This is a genomic window from Desulforhopalus glucosivorans, from assembly GCF_054397165.1.
The window spans coordinates 4,870,001-4,890,497 of sequence record NZ_AP044854.1 but is presented as its reverse complement, the minus strand read 5'-3'; the positions used below and the strand labels follow the sequence as shown (position 1 = coordinate 4,890,497).

17 protein-coding genes and 2 rRNA genes (1 of these 19 only partly in view) are annotated in these 20,497 nt (G+C 44.5%); 8 read left to right on the top strand and 11 right to left on the bottom strand.

The window, feature by feature from the left end:
- Positions 1-11: 11 nt before the first annotated feature.
- The 3 genes from ACX6CI_RS20905 to ACX6CI_RS20895 all read right to left on the bottom strand — a co-directional run bounded on the left by ACX6CI_RS20905 (position 12) and on the right by ACX6CI_RS20895 (position 3,016).
- Positions 12-1,313 (bottom strand): TRAP transporter large permease, encoded by a 1,302-nt coding sequence (locus tag ACX6CI_RS20905; protein ID WP_458775587.1) that lies wholly within the window; start codon positions 1,311-1,313, stop codon positions 12-14.
- Positions 1,314-1,315: 2 nt separating this feature from the next.
- Positions 1,316-1,906: a TRAP transporter small permease gene (locus ACX6CI_RS20900; protein WP_458775586.1), complete on the bottom strand. Its 591-nt coding sequence runs from the start codon at positions 1,904-1,906 to the stop codon at positions 1,316-1,318.
- A gap of 126 nt (positions 1,907-2,032) precedes the next feature.
- Positions 2,033-3,016 (bottom strand): TRAP transporter substrate-binding protein, encoded by a 984-nt coding sequence (locus tag ACX6CI_RS20895; protein WP_458775585.1) that lies wholly within the window; start codon positions 3,014-3,016, stop codon positions 2,033-2,035.
- A 332-nt stretch (positions 3,017-3,348) separates the two neighbouring features.
- Here ACX6CI_RS20895 and ACX6CI_RS20890 point away from each other — a divergent pair, with 332 nt between their 5' ends.
- The gene (locus ACX6CI_RS20890; RefSeq protein WP_458775584.1) at positions 3,349-6,966 is read left to right on the top strand and encodes a hydantoinase B/oxoprolinase family protein; all 3,618 of its coding nucleotides are present in this window, start codon (positions 3,349-3,351) and stop codon (positions 6,964-6,966) included.
- Positions 6,967-7,130: 164 nt separating this feature from the next.
- Complete coding sequence (locus ACX6CI_RS20885; RefSeq protein WP_458775583.1) at positions 7,131-8,108, top strand: malate dehydrogenase; 978 nt, start codon at positions 7,131-7,133, stop codon at positions 8,106-8,108.
- Between the two features lie 77 nt (positions 8,109-8,185).
- Here the strand turns inward: ACX6CI_RS20885 and ACX6CI_RS20880 are convergent, their stop codons facing one another.
- The gene (locus ACX6CI_RS20880) at positions 8,186-9,934 is read right to left on the bottom strand and encodes an aldehyde ferredoxin oxidoreductase C-terminal domain-containing protein (protein ID WP_458775582.1); all 1,749 of its coding nucleotides are present in this window, start codon (positions 9,932-9,934) and stop codon (positions 8,186-8,188) included.
- Positions 9,931-10,353 carry a 4Fe-4S binding protein gene (locus ACX6CI_RS20875; protein WP_458775581.1) on the bottom strand — a complete coding sequence of 141 codons (423 nt, stop codon included), beginning with the start codon at positions 10,351-10,353 and terminating at the stop codon, positions 9,931-9,933. Before ACX6CI_RS20875 ends, ACX6CI_RS20880 begins: the two co-directional genes overlap by 4 nt.
- A gap of 328 nt (positions 10,354-10,681) precedes the next feature.
- Between ACX6CI_RS20875 and ACX6CI_RS20870 the strand changes: the two genes are divergently transcribed.
- Together ACX6CI_RS20870 and ACX6CI_RS20865 are read left to right on the top strand one after the other, a co-directional pair.
- Positions 10,682-11,569: a PilZ domain-containing protein gene (locus ACX6CI_RS20870; RefSeq protein WP_458775580.1), complete on the top strand. Its 888-nt coding sequence runs from the start codon at positions 10,682-10,684 to the stop codon at positions 11,567-11,569.
- A gap of 28 nt (positions 11,570-11,597) precedes the next feature.
- A complete protein-coding gene (locus ACX6CI_RS20865) occupies positions 11,598-11,828 on the top strand; it encodes a hypothetical protein (protein ID WP_458775579.1) in 231 nt (76 codons plus the stop codon).
- A gap of 20 nt (positions 11,829-11,848) precedes the next feature.
- On the opposite strand, the gene ACX6CI_RS20860 is transcribed toward ACX6CI_RS20865, so the two are convergent.
- Positions 11,849-12,241, bottom strand: a complete 393-nt coding sequence (locus tag ACX6CI_RS20860; RefSeq protein WP_458775578.1) for an iron-sulfur cluster assembly scaffold protein — start codon at positions 12,239-12,241, stop codon at positions 11,849-11,851.
- A 155-nt stretch (positions 12,242-12,396) separates the two neighbouring features.
- On the opposite strand from ACX6CI_RS20860, the gene ACX6CI_RS20855 reads away from it, so the two are divergent.
- Together ACX6CI_RS20855 and ACX6CI_RS20850 are read left to right on the top strand one after the other, a co-directional pair.
- A complete protein-coding gene (locus ACX6CI_RS20855) occupies positions 12,397-13,218 on the top strand; it encodes a TerC family protein (protein ID WP_458775577.1) in 822 nt (273 codons plus the stop codon).
- 307 nt (positions 13,219-13,525) lie between these two features.
- Positions 13,526-13,759 (top strand): PEP-CTERM sorting domain-containing protein, encoded by a 234-nt coding sequence (locus ACX6CI_RS20850; protein ID WP_458775576.1) that lies wholly within the window; start codon positions 13,526-13,528, stop codon positions 13,757-13,759.
- A gap of 469 nt (positions 13,760-14,228) precedes the next feature.
- On the opposite strand, the gene ACX6CI_RS20845 is transcribed toward ACX6CI_RS20850, so the two are convergent.
- The 3 genes from ACX6CI_RS20845 to ACX6CI_RS20835 are packed head-to-tail and all read right to left on the bottom strand — an operon-like array spanning position 14,229 to position 17,412.
- On the bottom strand, positions 14,229-15,449 hold the full coding sequence (locus tag ACX6CI_RS20845; protein ID WP_458775575.1) for a molybdopterin molybdotransferase MoeA: 1,221 nt from the start codon (positions 15,447-15,449) through the stop codon (positions 14,229-14,231).
- Entirely contained in the window at positions 15,446-16,333 is an 888-nt protein-coding gene (locus ACX6CI_RS20840) for a DUF808 domain-containing protein (protein WP_458775574.1), read from the bottom strand. The genes ACX6CI_RS20845 and ACX6CI_RS20840 overlap by 4 nt, the downstream gene beginning before the upstream one ends.
- A 44-nt stretch (positions 16,334-16,377) precedes the next feature.
- Entirely contained in the window at positions 16,378-17,412 is a 1,035-nt protein-coding gene (locus tag ACX6CI_RS20835) for a hypothetical protein (RefSeq protein ID WP_458775573.1), read from the bottom strand.
- Positions 17,413-17,808: 396 nt separating this feature from the next.
- On the opposite strand from ACX6CI_RS20835, the gene ACX6CI_RS20830 reads away from it, so the two are divergent.
- Both ACX6CI_RS20830 and ACX6CI_RS20825 read left to right on the top strand, forming a co-directional pair.
- The gene (locus ACX6CI_RS20830) at positions 17,809-18,453 is read left to right on the top strand and encodes an OmpA family protein (RefSeq protein ID WP_458775572.1); all 645 of its coding nucleotides are present in this window, start codon (positions 17,809-17,811) and stop codon (positions 18,451-18,453) included.
- 352 nt (positions 18,454-18,805) lie between these two features.
- On the top strand, positions 18,806-19,753 hold the full coding sequence (locus ACX6CI_RS20825; RefSeq protein WP_458775571.1) for an Asp23/Gls24 family envelope stress response protein: 948 nt from the start codon (positions 18,806-18,808) through the stop codon (positions 19,751-19,753).
- A 301-nt stretch (positions 19,754-20,054) separates the two neighbouring features.
- Here the strand turns inward: ACX6CI_RS20825 and rrf are convergent.
- Positions 20,055-20,171 (bottom strand): 5S ribosomal RNA (gene rrf / locus ACX6CI_RS20820).
- A gap of 192 nt (positions 20,172-20,363) precedes the next feature.
- Positions 20,364-20,497, bottom strand: a 23S ribosomal RNA gene (locus tag ACX6CI_RS20815); it runs 2,886 nt beyond the window's last position.

The following is a 20,497-nucleotide window of genomic DNA, read 5'->3' as shown; positions in this document are numbered from 1 at the left end:
TAACACGCGGGCTAATTACCCATCATATTAGGCAAAAAAGTTACAATTTCCGGAAAGAAAACTATCAAACCAAGGCCTAATAGCAGTAGAAGAAAGAATGGTAAGGCTGCAAGGGCAACTTTCAAAATATCAACACCAGTAAGCCCCTGAATAACAAAAAGATTAAAGCCTACAGGCGGAGTGATCTGCGCCATTTCCACCACAATAACCACAAAAATTCCGAACCAGAGCGGGTCTATCCCCGCCTGCTCCACCATGGGCATTATGACAGATGTGGTAAGTACCACCACTGAAATGCCGTCCAGAAAACAACCCATTACAATAAAAAAGAGAGTAAGAGCTGCAAGAAGTGCGTAGGGAGACAGGCTCATCCCCCCGATCCATGTGGCCAGAACCTTAGGAATCCCTGTAAAGCCCATGGCAACTGTTAAAAAGGCCGCTCCAGCAAGAATAAATGCAATCATGGATGACGTCTTAGTAGCGCCCATGAGACTGTCGATAAAGTTCTTCTTCGTAAGAGAACCTGTATACCACGATAGAACAAGGGCGAGCACAACTCCAACAGCAGCTGCATCTGTAGGAGATGCAATACCCGAGTAGATTGACCCGATCACTCCTAGGATAAGAAGTAAAACAGGAATAAGGCTTTTTGATGCCTGGATCTTTTCTTTAAAGGTGTAATTTTCTTCCCCTGCTGGAATAGCATCCTTATGAAATAGAGACCAGATAACAACATAGCCAATAAAAAGTGTTACCAGCATTATGCCTGGGAGTACACCTGCGATAAATAATCGTGCAATGGATTGCTCGGTTGCAACGCCGTATACAATTAAAATGATAGACGGAGGAATAAGCAGACCCAGAGTAGCTGAACCCGCGAGGGTACCGAGCATCATGGACTGTGGATATCCACGTCGTGCAAGTTCCGGGATGGACATTTTTCCAATGGTTGCAGCAGTTGCCGCCGACGAACCGGATACAGCTGCAAAGATTCCACATCCTAAGATATTCACATGGAGCAGTCTCCCTGGCAGGTGGGTCAGCCATGGGGACAGACCGGTGAACATGTCTTCTGAGAGCCTTGAGCGAAAGAGAATCTCTCCCATCCATATAAATAGAGGTAGTGCTGCCAAGGCCCATCCATTACTAGCTCCCCATACAGTAGTCGCCATCACCTCACCTAATGGAGCCTCTGAAAAAAGGGCCAGGGCCGCCATACCAACGGCAAAAAGTGAAAAAGCAACCCATACACCACTTGCAAGCAGAGAAAAGAGAATGAGAAGTAGAATTAAAGTCAGTGATATTTCAGGCATACTTACAGCTCCCCATCCACATTAAGCCCAGAAGACGTAGCAGGTCCATCTGAGAGCAATCGTTCACCCTTGTCTTCATAACTTGGATCTCGGCCACTCAAAACAGTGACCAGTTCATCAACCAAGGCAATCGTTAGGATAATAAGTCCAATGAGCATAAATGATTGAGGAATCCAGATTGGCACAGCAATCATCCCGGACGACAGATCGTGATAACTGTAGGACTCATGAGTCAGTTTTGCGGTGTAATACGTAAAATAACCTGCAATACTAAGAGCAAAGCCAACACACCAGATTTCGGCCAGATGGCGAATTTTATCCGGCAAATGACCGAGAACCAGTACGACCCGTATGTGAGACCCTTCCCGCAAGGCGTGGGCAAGAGATAAAAAGGAGGCCGCTGCGAGTAAGAACCCGGTAAAATCAGAATAGGATGGAATTGTTAAGCCTATAGCACTGCCCAGTATAAGTGTACTTAAGCGATCAAGAATATTAAGAAACACCTGGGAAACAACGAGGAGGCAAATTGCACCAATACATGTTGCCGCAAGCCAGCAACTCGATTTGTACAGATTATCCAGCAAATACCGCATATTTTCTCCTACTCATCAAAAGCCTCTCATCGAGCACAACCAGTTATCGTGACAACACATTATGAGAAGACGGTATTCCCGTCTTCTCATGACTTACTGATCGTAGATAGCCCTTATAACCTCAGCCTACTTAGCCTCATACGCCTTGAGGAGAGCCTCACCTTCAGCCCCGGCTGATTTTTGCCATTCTACAATCATCTCCAAGCCTATGTCCTTCAGCCCTTTCATCAGCTCATCGCTTGGGGTCACAACAATAATACCGTTATCTTTCAGGATCGCTGTTTTCTCAGCAGTCTCTTTCTTACTCATCTCCCAACCCCGATCCTCTGCAGTTTGTGCAGCAGCAAGAACGGCATCCTGAGATTTTTGGTCAAGTTTTCTAAATGCTTTTTTGCTCACAACAACTATATTTTTAGGAAGCCAGGCCTGAATATCAGTGTAATGAGTTACAAAATCCCATGCCTTGGAGTTAGCACCCGTTGACGGGGAGGTAACCATTGCCTCAACACGGCCTGTCGCAAATGCCTGTGGAATATCAGGGACTTCTACCTGTGTTGGCGCCGCGCCAATTTTATTTGCAAAGAGTTCAAGGGTTGCGTTATAGGCTCTGAATTTTATACCTTTCAGATCTTCCACGGTCTTAATCTCTTTTTTGGTATAGAGACCTTGAGGAGGCCATGGAACTGAGAACAACGGCATGAGACCCTGCTTATCAAGCAGCTTTGCAACAATCGGCTTTTGAGCATCCCATAATTTTTTGGCCTCATCATAGTTTGTCGCAAGAAATGGCTGAGAATCAGCACCAAAGGCAGCATGTTCATTGGAGAGTAGTGAGAGAAAAAACTCACCGGCAGGGACCTGACCACCCCGCACCGCATTCTTAATCTCAGGATGTTTAAAAAGTGAGCCCGCAGAGTGAATATTGATCTTCAGCTCTCCACCGGTTGCGGTCTCTATATCTTTTGCAAAGGCGGCAATATTTTGTGTGTGGAAGGTCTTGTCCGGATACGGTGTCGGCATATCCCAGGTTGCAGCCATTACACTACAGCTCATTCCTAAACCTACAGTAATACCAGTTAATGTTGAAACTAGTCGTTTTGTTAGCATCATTTACCTACCTCTTTTTAGGGAAGCTTCAAAAAAGTACTTATTTGTTCAACGAAACCTTGTACTCAAACTGTACATATTTCCACTTTTTTAAAGTATCCTTTAATTAATAATAACTTCTTCTACCGCACTCCTGTTCTGTATATGTGTCACTATTTCTACAGAAGATCAACAAGGTAAACAAGAATGTTGACTTTTTATCACATACTTGCAATTATCTTCATTTACAGATACTTTATCGACAATTTATCAAAATGCAATACATTTTTGTCAAACAGTCTTTACATTAACACGAAAGATCAACAAATTATCAGATTAACGAGCAGGAGACAGCTATGACACAGTGGCAGATTTGGATTGATCGCGGTGGAACTTTTACCGACTTAGTAGCCAAAACACCAAACGGCAATCTCGTTACCCACAAGCTCCTCTCTGAAAATCCTGAAAAGTATAAAGATGCTGCGGTGCAGGGGATCCGTGATCTCCTCAATATTTCCGAGAATGAGCCTATCCCAGCCGGTATCATCCATTCAGTAAAAATGGGAACAACTGTTGCGACCAACGCACTGCTCGAGCGCAAAGGTGACCGGACGCTTCTTGCAATAACACGGGGCTTTGGTGATGCCCTGCGCATCGGCTACCAGAGTCGACCGGATCTTTTTGCAAGACACATACAGCTTCCTGAAATGCTCTATGAGACAGTGATTGAAATTAATGAGCGTGTGAGTGCTGAAGGTGAGGTACTGGAGCAACTCGATACAGAAAGAGCCAGAACTCTTCTGCAGCAAGCTTTTGACCAGGGTATCAGGGCTATCGCTATTGTTTTGATGCATGGTTACAGATATAGTCACCACGAAGAGCAAATAGCACAATTAGCCGAAGAAATTGGTTATACACAGATCTCAACAAGTCACAAAGTCAGCCCTCTTATAAAGCTTGTCTCTAGAGGAGATACAACCGTTGTAGACAGCTACCTCTCACCTATTCTGCGCCGTTACGTTGAACTCGTTGCAGGGCAATTAAGTAACGACAACGATGACAACCCCCAGCTCATGTTTATGCAATCAAACGGTGGTCTGACCGATGCAAAATTATTCCAGGGAAAAGATGCCATCCTGTCTGGACCGGCAGGCGGTGTAGTCGGCATGGTAAAAACCGCTACAATGGCAGGTGACAACAAACTCATTGGCTTTGATATGGGGGGGACATCCACTGATATTGCCCACTACAACGGTGAGTACGAAAGAAGTTTTGAAACCATGGTTGCGGGAATCCGGATGCGAGCTCCGATGATGCACATCCACACCGTTGCCGCTGGTGGTGGGTCCATTCTCAACTTTGACGGTGCAAGATACCGCGTAGGTCCGGAATCTGCAGGGGCAAACCCAGGTCCTGCATGCTACCGAAGAGGCGGAGAGCTTACCGTTACTGACTGCAATGTCATGCTTGGCAAGATCCAGCCCAAATATTTTCCTGAAGTGTTTGGCCCTGAGGCTAACGAACCACTAGATAAGAACATTGTCCTGGAAAAATTTTCCGATCTTGCCACCCAAATAGCCTCGAGCACCGGCCTGCCCGAGCAATCCCCTGAAGAGGTGGCCGCTGGTTTTCTCCGCATTGCTGTCGAAAATATGGCAAACGCCATTAAGAAGATTTCTGTCCAGAGGGGGTATGACGTAACCGACTACACCCTCAACTGTTTTGGTGGTGCTGGTGGTCAGCATGCTTGTCTAGTCGCTGATGCACTTGGCATGAAAAAGGTATTTCTCCATCCTTTTGCTGGAGTTCTCTCAGCCTATGGTATGGGCCTGGCTGACATTCGGGCCATGCGAGAAACCCAGCTCGAGATCCCCTTGGATAATCAGGCTCTACAAACGATAGAAGAAGCCTCATCTCCATTTATCCACGAAGTATCACAGGAGATAGCAGCACAGGGAGTGGAGAGCGAGAAAATATCAATTATCGAAAAATGCCATATCCGCTATGACGGTACCGATAGTAGCCTACTGGTTGACTTCGATACAGTTGAAGCCATGCAGAAGAACTTTGAGAAGGCCCACCAACAGCGCTTCGGTTTTATTGCAAAAGAACGTGGTCTGATTGTTGAAGCCTTATCTGTTGAAGGAGTTGGACACAGTGAAACCGTTGAAGTGGCACACAACAACGTCACCGAGCCCGTGAAATCGATACTCAGCCCTGTCGACTCAGTAGATATGATCGCTGATGGCAAGCAGGTAAACGTTTCACTCTTTAACCGAGACAGTATACAAACGGGCCAACAGATAACCGGACCTGCCATAATAGCTGAGAAAACAGGAACAGTCATTGTAGAACCGGGCTGGAGAGCAGAAATTGATCAATTTGATAATCTTATCATCAACCGATATCTTGAACAGGAAAAACAGCATGCCATTGGCACATCTGCTGACCCCGTTATGCTTGAGGTATTCAACAATCTCTTTATGTCCATTGCAGAACAGATGGGGGCAACCCTTGCCAACACCTCATACTCTGTTAACATCAAAGAGCGTCTGGATTTTTCCTGCGCCCTTTTTGACCAACAAGGTAATCTGGTTGCCAATGCGCCCCACGTCCCAGTGCACCTTGGCTCCATGGGCGAATCCATTAAAACAATAATCCGCGAAAATGGTTCATCCATGCAACCGGGAAACAGCTATATGCTGAACGCTCCCTACAATGGTGGAACCCATCTTCCAGATGTCACGGTGATAACGCCAGTTTTTAGCAGTGATGAAAAAGAGATCCTCTTTTATCTTGGTTCAAGAGGCCACCATGCCGACATCGGTGGTCGCACCCCTGGCTCATCCCCCCCAGACAGTACGCACATTGAAGATGAAGGAGTTTTGATCGATAATTTTCTCCTCGTTGAAAAAGGGACCCTTCGAGAAAAAGAAACAAGAGACCTACTCGCTTCAGGCCGCTATCCCTGCCGCAATATAGATCAAAACATGGCAGACCTCACAGCCCAGATAGCCGCCAACACCACAGGAAGTATCGAACTGCACAAAATGGTGGATAATTTCGGTATAGATGTGGTCCACGCCTATATGAAACATGTGCAGGATAACGCGGAAGAATCCGTACGGCGCGTGGTCGATGTACTACAGGACTGCAGTTTCACCTATCCCATGGATGAGGGAAGACACATTGATGTGAATATTACGGTGGACCGTGACAAGAGAGAGGCAACTATTGACTTTAGTGGCACATCTCCCCAAAGCGCCGGTAACTACAATGCCCCTGCTGGAGTGTGCAAGGCAGCTGTTCTTTATGTATTTAGAACTCTTGTGGCTGACAACATCCCACTCAACGAAGGTTGCATGAAACCTCTACAACTTGTCATCCCTGAGAAGTCCATGATAAACCCAAAATACCCGGCGGCTGTAATCTCTGGCAACACCGAGGTGTCTCAAGGGATCACCGATGCACTTTTCGGTGCACTGGGTGTACTTGCCTCCTCCCAGGGAACGATGAATAATTTTGTCTACGGCAATGCCACCCACCAAAACTATGAAACCATCTGTGGAGGAACAGGGGCGGGACCCGATCACCCTGGTACAAACGCTGTCCACAGCCATATGACAAACACCCGCATGACGGACCCTGAAGTCGTTGAGCACCGCTTTCCAGTTCAGGTTGAATCTTTTTCCATTAGAAAAGATTCCGGCGGAAAAGGGAAGTACCCTGGCGGAGATGGGGTTATACGCAAGATTCGCTTTTTAGAACCGATGACAGCTACGATACTTTCCTCCCACAGGGAGACTGAACCCTATGGCCTGAGGGGCGGTGGTCCTGGAAAAAAAGGTCAGAACATCGTTACTCGAAACGATGGAAGCAAACAGGAGCTAAAAGGAAACGATGAGGTTTTTTTGTCTGCCAACGACTCAATAACCATTAAAACACCCGGGGGTGGCGGATTCGGAAAACCATAATTTTCAAGCACTTAAACAACATTTTACGTTTCTGTAAAATAAATTACACCACACACGCACCCTGGGACTAGATTACTGAGTAACATTATGTTATCTTATTACTGTTTGCTGTTAACAGAAGGTTTTTGTGTAATAATCCGAAAAAGTCTGCTAGGAGAAAAAGAATGAAAACCCCAGTACGTGTTGCAATCACCGGCGCTGCCGGACAAATCAGTTATTCCCTTATTTTTCGGGTAGCTAGTGGAGACATGCTAGGAAAAGACCAGCCTGTCATCCTTCAACTTCTTGAAATACCTCCCGCAATGGACGCCCTTAAAGGGGTCGTCATGGAATTAAATGACTGTGCTTTCCCGCTGGTTGCGGGTATTATTGCAACTGACGACCCAAATGTCGCCTTCAAAGATATCGACTTTGGCCTTCTCGTCGGTTCCAGACCCCGTGGTCCCGGCATGGAGCGCAGTGATCTTCTTAAAGCAAATGGAGCCATCTTTACTGTTCAGGGCAAGGCCCTCAACGACCATGCAAGTCGTGACGTAAAGATCCTCGTTGTAGGTAATCCTGCAAACACCAATTGCCTCATCGCCATGAAAAATGCACCGGACCTCAATCCGCGCAACTTCACCGCCATGATGCGACTCGATCACAATCGCTCTTTATCGCAAATTGCTGAAAAAACAGGTAGCCACTCTACCAAAGTTGAGAAAATGGTCGTTTGGGGCAACCACTCAGCAACACAGTTCCCTGACATCGCATATGCCACTGTTGACGGCGTCCCAGTAAAGGATAAGGTTGACAACGACTGGTATGTAAACGACTTCATCCCAACAGTACAGCAGCGTGGTGCAGCAATCATAAAGGCTCGCGGAGCTTCCAGTGCCGCTTCTGCTGCTTCAGCTGCTGTTGACCATATGAGAAGCTGGGCCCTCGGCTCTGACGGTGGTTGGGTCAGCATGGGTGTACCAAGCATGGGCAATAGCTACGGTATCGACGAGGAATTGATCTACGCTCGTCCCATTGTCTGTGCAAACGGTGATTGGCAGGAGGTGACCGGCCTTGAAATCACAGAGTTCCAAAGTAATATGATGAAGGCCACCGAGGAAGAACTCCTCAGTGAAAAAGCTGCCATCGCCGATCTGCTGTAATCTTCAACGTATGTAAATAAAAAATGGGATGCCCGGCTCTACCGGACATCCCATTTTTATTACAAAAGCTGAGCGCTTTACCTCTCATCTGTCACAAGCCCCATGATTCGCTGTCCATAGGCGCTTTTCAAATCATCAAGATACTGTTTATCAACTGCACCCTTCCAGGTTTCAACCTTATAAAAACGCTTTGGAATTGAAAAATTATCGGGGCTAAATCCTGTTTCAGCTCTCACCTTCCACCTGAGTCGTCTAATATACTCTGAAGTTTCAGGGATTGAGTTAGCCAAGGTGGTATACCCCACTGCGCTGAGACAGCGGGAAAGCATCTCTTCTGAGTAGGCTGACCGCGCAAAAAGACAGGCCACCATTGAGGTCATAAATGCCCTGCCGGGTTCATCGGCGACAAGAAAGTCCACCGCCTTTTCAACATTTTTCTCACTGTTCTTCTGATCATAACTGTAGGCACCGGTATCTAAGTGTGAATGCCTGAAACCGAGGGTTTGAGCTGCAAAAAACAGTTCTCCTGTAGCGTAGCCTGCCATCTCCTGCCCAAGTACGCAAGCGAACTCACTGCCACCATACACTTCCGCAGCCTTCAGTGTCCCCTGCCCAAGCAAGCGATAAAAATCGTTAGCACCCCGTCCAAGATACCGCGCTGCCTGCTGATACGCATTAGCATCTCCAAACTTCAAGGCAACAAGTGTATCTTTTTCAGAGATCAGCCCCTTGTCCATAGCCTCCGTTGCCCATGCCAGCGCAACTCCACCGGACATGGCATCGAGACCGACTCGTTCCATCACATCCAAAATACGCAGGATATCAAACGAATTTTTTACCCCGAGCATGGTCCCGGCTGCAAAGATTGGCTCATAATCATAGGCAACCTGATGGTAGTGGTAACGGTTGTCCTGGGCCATTTTCTCACGAATAAAACCGATATGAATACAACCCACAGGGCAGCCGGAGCAGGCCCCGTTACGCAACAGGGTCTCATCTGCAAAGCGCTCTCCTGTGATAGTGGTGATTCCGGGGTCAGCAGTTTTCTGAAGATTATTCCAGGGCAGGGAAGATATATCATTCAACGTCTGCAAATTGGCAGGAGTTCCTAGATTATGATACTTCTTCATCATATCTGTGGAAGTTACTAACTGATATACGTCCTTATATAGATTAGTGTATTCTTTTCCACCAGGTGCCTGAAAATCGGAATCTCCGTGAATAACAATGCCCTTAATGTTTTTAGCACCAAGAGCTGCACCGCCACCCATTCTGCCAAAATGCCGATAGGTATCCACATTAACACACGCCATAGCCGAGCCAAGCTCACCCGATGGACCTATACGCATAATAGAGCGATGCCCACCACCTGACTTAAACATCCGGCGGATGAGTTTGCCGGAGCTCTCCGCATCGGTTCCTCGTAGAAACGCGGCATCCTTAAACTCAATATGGCTTGCACCTATACTCAGACAACTCAGCCCCTTGCATTTTCCAACAATCACCAGAGCGTCAAGATTTGAAAATCGAAGCGACAGTGCTGCCCTGCCACCGGCATGACTTTCAGTATACTCCCCATGATAGTTTGACTTAAAAGAACATACAATTTTGCTCATGAGCGGGAAGTAACCTGTCAAAGGGCCGATGGCGAAAATAACCGGCTGCCCCTCATCATCCCATGGGCTCTTCGGTTTTCCATATTTTTGATACAAGAGAGCGGCCAGACCACTACCACCGGCCACCGTATTCCTCCCTTCCATCTCAACAATCTTCCCTTTACCACTTGAGGCATCAACCAGAAGAATTCTGAATTCTTCACCCATCATAGCAACACCTCTTCAATGTTATCACTTTCAATCATCTCTAGACAGTTCTGGGGACAAAAAGGTACACACAGACCACAATGAATACAGACATAGACGTCGCCTACCCGATCTTCGTAGATCGCATCCACCGGGCAGACTGCCACGCAGGACGAACACTGAATACAAAGTTTCTTCTTTACTACAACCCCTCCTCCCGGCCGATGGGTAAAAGCACCTGTCGGACAGGCGTCAGCACAAGGAGCAGGATCGCAGGCAAGGCAACGATTAGCCACAAAACCTGTGGATAGTCCGCCAGACGAGTGAATACGAATACCAGAAGTGTTCCAGGACAGCTTCTTGTGTACAAGACGAGCACAGGCAAGTGAGCAGGATTGGCACCCGATACACTGATCCATCCTTGGAGTTGTCAGTTGTTTCATTGTGTAATATTATAATGTATTGTTTTTAACTGAAAGTTTTTAAAGCCATTCGTATATAATACACAATAGATGGTTTCAAAAACATCATTTTGAAGAAGGTTCTCCCATTTTAGTGCCTTACTCCAGAAATTCTGTTCAAAAACAAAGAGCTGCAAGAACTGTGAGTTGCTGTGAGAATGTGAACATAAACGCACCTTCGAACGACTTACCCTGGCTTTACTTCCTCTTTACAGGGGTTAGGTTTGTTACGATAATTTCATAAGGGAAAGAATGCATCAGCCCCAAAAAGCTGTGCTTATTATTTTCACGGTAGGGAATATCAAAACAGATGAATGACGATATAAAAAAACTTCTACAGCTCTACTTCCCCTCTTTATCCTATTCAAGTGACGAACTCACTGAGAAAATTGAGAGAGGTGAAATACTTACAAATCAGGAAGAAATACTCCCCTACCTCCAGACAGCCCTACTTGATGAAAAGATCCTTGAGGTAGAACTGGATAAAATGCCAAGCCTCTATTTTTCAAGACTTCAGGACCACAACCCAGCACCTGAAACCGAAGAAGATGATATATTACAACCAACATACAATCCTGGTGACTACCTTCTTTCCCTTGACCATATCATTACCCTCCCACTAGAACCCGGCCTCGGCAGCTTACGTCTCAGGCAATCCACCAGCGTGATTCTCCGCATGTTCACCAAAGAATACGGGATTGAAATGGGGACCACCTTTAAAAACATTACCAGAATTAACGAACTTCCTGTTCTACAGCTCGCCTATCCATCAATTCTACGAATTGAAAAAAATGCAAGAGAGTTTCGGGCAAAGGTTCCCGATCACCAGGATTTTGTCGTAGAGGTTGAAAGAGAAAATGGTCCACTGGAGCTCACTACAAACCCAATTGATATCAGCAGAAAAGGAATGGGCATATCAATTGACAAGCATGTCCACCGCCAACTCCAACTAGAGGATGAACTCTTCTTAAAACTCTATATAGATGATGAACTTCGGGCGAGGATAAGCAGCACCGTGAGGCATCTGTCCAAAGTAAGAAAAAGACATGGGATTGAGTATTGCTGTGGTGTGGAGTTCAGCCTGAATTCCAGAACCATAACCTCAGTAATGGAGTCTATTGTGGCATCGACACAAAGAGCTCATCTTAAAGAGCTTGCTGAGATAGCAGCATCCAGAGGAATTGACCTTCTTTTGTAATTAACATCAACCCGCATGGTGACACAATATGGTGAGATTCACAGTCCATAATCTAGGAGAGCACAGTGTTGAAAATATGATCGTTACAGGGCCATTTAAAGAAATCATCCTCACCATGGCCGATCTGTTCCTAGCGACATTCAGCGGCGATCCCAAAGACATGGATTACCATTTCGCCCTTCATGTCATATCAATGTCCCAGGGAAATGGAGCCATCCTCGAACAGACCGAAACACCACCAGAGGGCCCTCTTCAGTAGCATTTATATACACAGTTACCTCAAGATGATTTTTTTTCGTAGTCCGCCAAGGTAAGATAGAAGGTCCCCACTGCAAGCTCCGCACAGTGATGATGATCATCTGGTAGTGTCCCTAAGTACTCGATAACCATTAGAGGAGTAATCTGCCAGCCCTCAGCAACAGGATTATTTTCAACCATAGAGGCAACAACGTTGCAACAGGCATTTGTATTAATACACCCATCCAGTTCAAAACAGAGTTGCTTTACTAGACCATCTTCTACTTGAAGATACATCGTTATAGTATCACCGCAATCTCCTGTCTTTTGCCCCATGCCATCTGGATTATCCAGGACCTTCCTTCTGTCCCACATATAAGCCATTCCCAGATATTCAGTTGAATGATCATTCCAAAAATCGAAGTCATCTTCCATTATTTTTCTCCCACTTCTTTCTGCATAATATCCAATAAGCTCACTCTAAAATAGCAATACAGCGAAAACCATTTGAGATCAAGGGTGGTGGTATGCTAGGATGGCCTGATTAATTTATACATTACGCTAAAATACATTGTTATGGAGAGACAAGGATGTTTGAAATACTTACAGAGAGTGTTTTCTGGGTTAACCTCTTTTCGGTCACCCTTATTCAAATAGCCCTTGGTGCGGACAATCTCATTATCATAACCATCCTCGCGAACAAACTCCCCCAGGCACAACGCAAATCTGCCGTTAATATTGGCCTGCTACTGGCAATGGTTTTCAGGATCATACTCCTCTCGATGGTCAGCTATGTACTGAAATATGCAACAAATGTTTTCCATCACCTTGATATAAACATACTCTCAATCCATGTTGTAGGTGAACTGAGCGGCAAATCGCTGGTACTCTGTATTGGAGGCTTATTCCTTATATGGAAAGGGGTGAAAGAACTACGACATAAGTCTAAAGGGCTTGAGCAAGAGGTCAAAGCCACATCGAGTTTTTACCAAGTGATCTTTATTATCGTTGGTATGAACCTTCTTTTTTCTGTGGACTCTATCCTCACCGTCGTTGGTATGACTGATATTTTTCTGGTTATGGCTGGATCTGTGGTAATTTCTGTGGCCGTTATGCTGTTTTTTGCAGGAACTATTTCCGACTATATGAATGAAAATCCAGACTTTGAAATACTCGGCCTCTTTGTTCTATTACTGATCGGCTTCGTTCTCATTCTTGAAGGCGGGCACGTGGCACACCTCGCCATTAATGGAAGCGCATTCCCTTACATCCCCCAATGGATTGTCATCTTCATACTTCTCCTCATGTTTACCGTGGATCTCTACCAAAACTGGCTGGAACGAAAACGAGAAAAACAGCCAATCACTCTCAGAAGACGGAAGTCCGGAAATTCGAATGTCATCAAGGAATAAACATAACCACTGTTGTAACATATACTTAGCAGATTAAAGATTACTCTGTTTTTCTCATTTTGCCCCTATTCAGCTACTCAGCAGATTCTTAAGAGACCTATTACCAAACAATCCATCCGCATTTCCGGATTTTCGGATGTTTTTCCATGATAACGCACCACAACAAGGTCAGGAGTAACATCTCCAATTTCTCTCAATGTAGCCAAAGCTTGGAATCACGCATCTTTTACAAAACCTCTTCTATTGGTATGCATATTGCTTATCTATAAAAAACGAAACAGATTCAAGTTTAACAAGGGAGAGAGAGATGAATATTTATGCTACATCCAAATTAACAACTCTAGCGATCATAATGGGTATTGCATCTTTTCTATATATGACACCCCACCAGAATACTGACATATCTGCATCGACAATAGAATTGTCTAGTGTCATCAGTGTGAATGAAAATGAATCTAACGCACCTGCACCTGCAACAATGCTGCTATTTGGTACTGGTTTAGCAGGTTTTGCTACAGTGATAAAAAGAAAGAAAAACTAGCCTTCCTTTTCGCGAATCGATAGTCGGGAAGGCCGTCGATTGCACTCAAATTGTACTCCCTACAACAATATACAGCTAAACATTGATTGAATTGATCTTCAATTCAATCGCCCCAATTCCTGCATTATTAACTACTTACCTACAAGTCACCTCGTTAATTCAAATATCAGACAATACGCCACCATATTGATATCGCCTGACCAATACAATAGTAATGAAGTATACACTCTTTCTAGAATACATAATCGTCAAATTCCTCGGGACAAAAGCGAGTTACTTCTAAATCAAAAAATAATTTACAAACAAGCAATTAATTTAAATATATTCTTATCTTTTCTTTAAGCCGTAACTGAAATTTCTCATTATAAACAAGAAGAAACTTAACGTGAAAACCGAATGGATTTGGTGATAGAATCAACTCCTCAACATCTTTCTACCCTTCTTAATGGGACCGTATCATACTGCGCCATCAGGAATACAGTACATTTTCCGGGCTAAAGATCCAGGCAAGTGCCTCACCTCCAGCATCCAGACCTCCACAGCTTTCGGGCAACTCCACAAGAGCATTAGCCGCGGCCATTGCTGCTAGTCGACCCATATGCTGCAAGGGTGTAGCCACGAGAGTTTCTCCAGTATACTCAACTCTACAGTACACCAGTTGCGTCCATCCTTTCTGTCCATGGAGTTTTTCCTGCACAACGACTCTACTTTTTGCTGGAAAACAATTGTCAACCCCCATAAGACGGCGACAGGCTGGAAGTGCAAGCAACAACAATGCAACATGGTTTGATGGAGGGCCCCCAGGAAGATTGCAAACCAGGGTTCTCCCGAGACGGCCAAAACAAGCCCCTTTTCCTGGGCCTATGCGAACACGGTGAAACATCTTTTCCATACCAAGGCGTTCCATGGCCTTCATCGTGAGATCTTTATCTCCATCAAGTACGCCACCGCAAGTGATAAGGAGATCAAATCGATTAATACAATTTTTAAATTGCTCCTCTAGTTCATCGAAGTTGTCTCGAAATATTGATGTGGAAACCTTACAACCAAGCCCCATTAATTCAGCACGAGCTGCAACCATATTACTTGCAGTAACCTTTCCCTCTATCAGCTCTTCTCCGGGCCAGACGAGTTCACTCCCAGTTGCTACAACCGCTACATCAATAGAGGGATGACAGAGAAGAGAGCCAATGCCAGCTGAAGCCAGATATCCTAGCTGTGCAGGTCCAATCTCAGTCCCCTCACAGAGAACTAGCTGGCCACTTTTAATATCACTTCCTTTTCTTAGAATGTTGCGACCTTCTGCAGCATCGGCCTGCACACGAACAGCGGCACCGTTGACCTCAGCAAACTCGGAAGCGACAACAGAAGTTGCACCCGAAGGAATCTGAGCCCCCGTCATAATACGAACGGCCTCACCCCTCCCAACTAGGGTAGCCCCGACCTCATCTCCTGCAGAAAGAGTGCCAGAGACATATAGATCAACCGGATGTTCCTCAGTGGCCTCTTCAATTTCAGAGGCTATGACTGCAAAACCATCTTTTAGAGATGAGTCAACCGTCGGACAATCTGCTACAGCGTAAACATCTTCAGCACAAATTCTTCCTAAAGCCTCTTCTAATGGAAAAACGACCGAATCCAGAGCGGTAACCTGTTTTATAATGTCATGGGCTATTTCAAGAGAAATCATAACGTAGTCTCATTTCCAAACATACGCTGAAAAAGAAGCTGTACAGCCACAAGTACACTACCGACCGCTATGCCACAGAGAAGAGTCGCGAGAAGCGATGGCATAAATTGGAGTGCATGGTGTACAGCAGCTATATTATGGGTAAACATTCCCCCACCAACCATAAGCATGGCAATGGTCCCAATGATACCAAGTGTACGTATAACATACGGAAGTGAGACTATCAGGCCACGTCCAAACCACCTCTGAAACCCAGCTACCGTCCCCTTAGTTCCCTCAGCCATCCTGGTGAGATATAAACCCGCATCATCCATCCGTACTATAAGAGCCACAATCCCATAGACACCGACTGTTGCTAGAAGAGCAATCACACTAACCACCATCACCTGCAGCAGAAACTTCTGTTCAATTACTGCGCCGAGTGCAATCATAATAATTTCTATTGAAAGAATAAAATCCGTACGAACGGCAGATTTTATTTTAGCCGCTTCAATTTTAAGTAACGTAGTATCATCGTCAACCGTTTCAGCAGCTGGGGTTCCATGGGGCGTATGAAATAGAACATGGTATATTTTCTCCATTCCCTCATAACTGAGGTAGGCACCGCCCAGAAGTAATATGGGGACAATCAACCACGATGCATATGCACTGAGCAGAAAAGCCAGTGGCAATATTATGATTTTATTTATAAATGAGCCCTTGGTAATAGCCCACAAGACAGGCAGTTCCCTCGACGCTCTAAAGCCTGTTGCTTTTTCGGCATTCACTGCTAAATCATCACCAAGAATTCCTGCAGTTTTTTTTGCCGCAACCTTACTCATCACAGCCACATCATCTAGAAGCACCGCTATGTCATCCAATATGGCAAATATTCCACCGGTCATATACAATTATCCCCTTCTCCGTGACACGTCGTAATCATCATTTATCAGCTACTTTTCAAACCACTTTGAGTATTACGCAAACCTTCTTCTACAAAGGTAATTAATTTCACCAACGCAGCAGCCACATCTTCCCGAGATGGCTCAACCATACTCAAATAGAGTGATACAGGATCGATCAGGTTCTTCTTTGAAAAAACTTCAGGGCTGTATTTCCATACTTCTACTACTACTGAATCGGGCTCACTACTCTCAAGCTCGATAAATCCATCCATGTTAGAGAGTAATTTCCATGTCTTTCCGCTTACGGCATAAACTGGGTTTGGTGGTTGGGCCATCATATTATATCGTGAAAGAGCAGACTCACCAGCATCAATGAGGTGAGTCTTCACTATACCTGTTGGAAGCAGGACATCATACTTCTTTTTGACAGGCGATTTCATCCGATCTTTGACAGCGTCCCATAACTCCTTCCTCCCCCCGTCAAACTGAACTATACGCTCCCGCCACTCAGTCTGTTCTCTAAATAACCCTTCACTCGTCAATTCATCGAGACCTCGACTCATAGTCATAGAAGTGTATTGCAACTTTTTTGCTAACCGAGATGGGGTGACCTGCCCCGTCAATCGTCCATAGAGCATTGACAACAGTATGACTTGGGTGGAGGGGCTAAACGTATTCTTTGTGACACGCAAACGTTTAAAATGCTCACGCAGATCAATGCCACAGATTGGTAGATACAATTGATTCCCAGGTACAATAAACGATATTTTTCTCTCAATGAGACGCTTACGGTTATAGCTCGTCACCCGGGGAAGCAGGTAGATTACCTCCCCCCTCCAGTTATCAGCCATCAAGTCAATCATTCTTTTCGCATAAATCGGTGAGCTTTCCTTACTACTGCTAATGGTCATCAACAGATACTTGACTCCAAGAATTTCAACCTCAAAAAAAGTACAGAATTCAGATAATACTCTTGGCATTTTATTATCAGTTCGCCATTTTTTAGCTACTACATTAAGGCCAATAGTATCTTTTACATAGCTCTGCATATCTTTAAGAAGGACATTCATATCACGCATTTCCACATCCATTCGTTGTCATTCACCACCCTATGTTATATATTTTTTTTAATGTTACTTACCTTGTTTTATGCATTTTTATATTTTTACTACTTATTTCGATATATACAACTGAATTAATGATAAGGTGATATAACTTCCAAAACGTATGTTTGCTCCTCCTGATCTCCCCTTACTTGCCGCGACCCATCTCCACAACATGAAATAAAGCGAGTTATTTCTTCCTCTGTAGAACGCGATATTAACCCGACATGTACACGACATATGGTCGACATGGATAGATACTGTTCGGATACCGCCCAATGTCCAATGATTTTCAGTCCTGTAAAACTTACTTTGGAGGCAAGACAAGCACAACTTAATGAACACCACTGAACTCAAGACAGGAGATTTAAAATGCATAAATTATTTATCAATTCAATCATCGGACTATTCCTCATATTCTCACTCTCTTCCTGTGCCAGTTTAAACACAAACCAAAAACAGGGAACAGCAATAGGAGCGGGAGTCGGTGCCGGATTAGGTGCAGCATTAGGTCAGGCAATAGGTCGAGACCACCAATCAACACTCTGGGGTGCTGGTATAGGTGCTGCCCTTGGTGGACTCACCGGCAACCAACTCGGCCAATATATGGATTATCAGGAACAGGAACTGAGAAACGTAATGGCTGCCTCTGAAGCGTCTAGCATACGGCGTAGCCAGGATGTGCTGGTGGCAACATTTAAGGGTGAAACATATTTTGGCAATAATTCGGTAGTGTTGAAACCAGGTGGCTATCAGGAAATATCAAGAATGGCCTCTGTACTTAACAGATATCCTGACACCAGAATCCAGGTTGCCGGACACACAGACCAACGGGGCTCAGAATCTTACAATCAACAACTCTCTTGGAACCGTGCAGAAGCGGTTAAGAATGCACTTGTACAACAAGGAGTGAATCCACAAAGGATAACAACTGTAGGTTATGGTGAGAGTCAACCAATATCATCGAGTTATGCACATAATAGAAGAGTAGAAGTCACCATTACACCTATGGGGTAATCCTCCAATAGAGGTGTAGTGTTCAAACCATAGGCCTACCACTTTTTAGATTTCGGTAGGCCTCTTTACACTTTTGATAAACCTCACTTAAGTTTTGCAATTATATCATATACGAGCCAGCATTCCCTTCTTCACTCCCAAAAAAGTTATAGTTTCTTTTAGATTGCAATAGTCCTAAGCAAATCATCGATATTTTGTTGGAAGATAGTTGCATTGAAGGTAAATTGGAAACAAGAGAAGACATAGACTCAAAGGGTAATTAACCTCTGCCCCTATTACCACGTTGACAATAAATTCAATTGTCTGGAAACGTGATTTGAAAACTGGTTATCACTTTTTATTATTGGATATAATGACCTCAGTAAAGAACAATAACGACAATCAATGGGTTTATCTTACCGGAAAAGAAATTTACAATTTCTTTAGCAGGGTTAAAGGGAAAATTAAAGGTATCACTGTGTACGCCCTTGTAGGTAAAAGTGGTACGGGGAAGAGTTTCAGGGCAAAACTCCTTGCTGAGAAACTAGACATCCCATACATCATTGACGACGGTCTTCTCATTCATGATGATACGATCCTAGCAGGACGATCCGCGAAACAGGAAAAGCTGTATCTCAGTGCAATTAAAACAGCACTCTTTTTAGACACTAGTCAGCGCGACGATGTCATTAAGGTACTACGTGATAAAAAGGTTAAAAAGGTACTTATACTTGGTACCTCTACCAAAATGGTTGAAAGACTTGCAAATAGATTAGATCTACCACCAATAAGCCAAGTGATTCAAATTGAAGAAATTGCTAGTCAAGAGGATATTGAAGCAGCAATCAAATCCAGGTTTGAAGAGGGCAAACATGTAATACCTGTCCCTGCAATAGAGGTTAAAAGAGATTACGCTCAGATTCTCTCTGAAACAATCAGGATCTTTTTTAGCGGTGACAAACGAAAAGACGGTCAGAAGAAATCAAAATTTTTTGAAAAATCAATAGTCCAGCCAGATTTCCATCAGGAAGCCATTAATGCCGGCAAGGTTAATATCACTGAAGCCGCCCTTACCCAGATGATACTCCACTGCATTGATGAGTATGATGATGAAATCCAGGTTAAAAAGGTAAAAATCAAAGTACTCCGCTCTGGATACACAATTGAACTTCATATTGTACTCTCTTACGGGAAAAATCTCACAGGCGAGCTCAACGACCTCAGCAAATATATCTGCGACACAATTCAGCGATACACAGGTATTATCATTGAAAACCTTGATATCACCGTGGATGGAATTGTTGGCAAACTGAAAGCGTAGGAACTATCTGCTCTCAATTACAACAACCCACTATCTCCCCCCAAAGTCCTTTAAATTGCACCTCAGTAGCAACTCAGTCCTTAAATTATGAGTGAAGCATACTTTGTCTCACATACAACCTATAATTTTCATCTATGGGCCGCCTTACGTACATAAACGAAACCAATTAAGAAAGACAGCAAGCGTACGTCATTTCTCTGAATCTCGGCAGCAAATTATCTTTGTTTGCTGTTTTGGGAAAATATATTTCACAAAAAAAATCCCCAATCAGCATAAATGCTAATTGGGGATTGTATAAAAAATACGGCGATGACCTACTCTCCCACACAGTCGCCCGTGCAGTACCATCGGCGCTAAAGAGCTTAACTTCCGTGTTCGGAATGGGAACGGGTGGATCCTCTTTGCTATGACCGCCGTAAAACTTTTTGTGCCTGGGGTAGGGGAGGATAGTATCCATTCTACCGTGCACTGTTTTACTATGTAATCCCATCTCGCCTGTGGCTCGTGGGATACGATTCTCTAAGCGTTGCAAGAGCAAGGCTCTTGCAATACTAAGAGTATCTAAATAATCGAATAGTAGAATAATCAGTAGTTAGTTTAATCAAAAAATATGGATAAGCCACACGGGTTATTAGTATCAGTTAGCTCCAAGTATTACTACTCTTCCACACCTGACCTATCAACGTGGTGGTCTACCACGACCCTTCAGATGGCTTACGCCATGGGATATCTCATCTTGAAGTG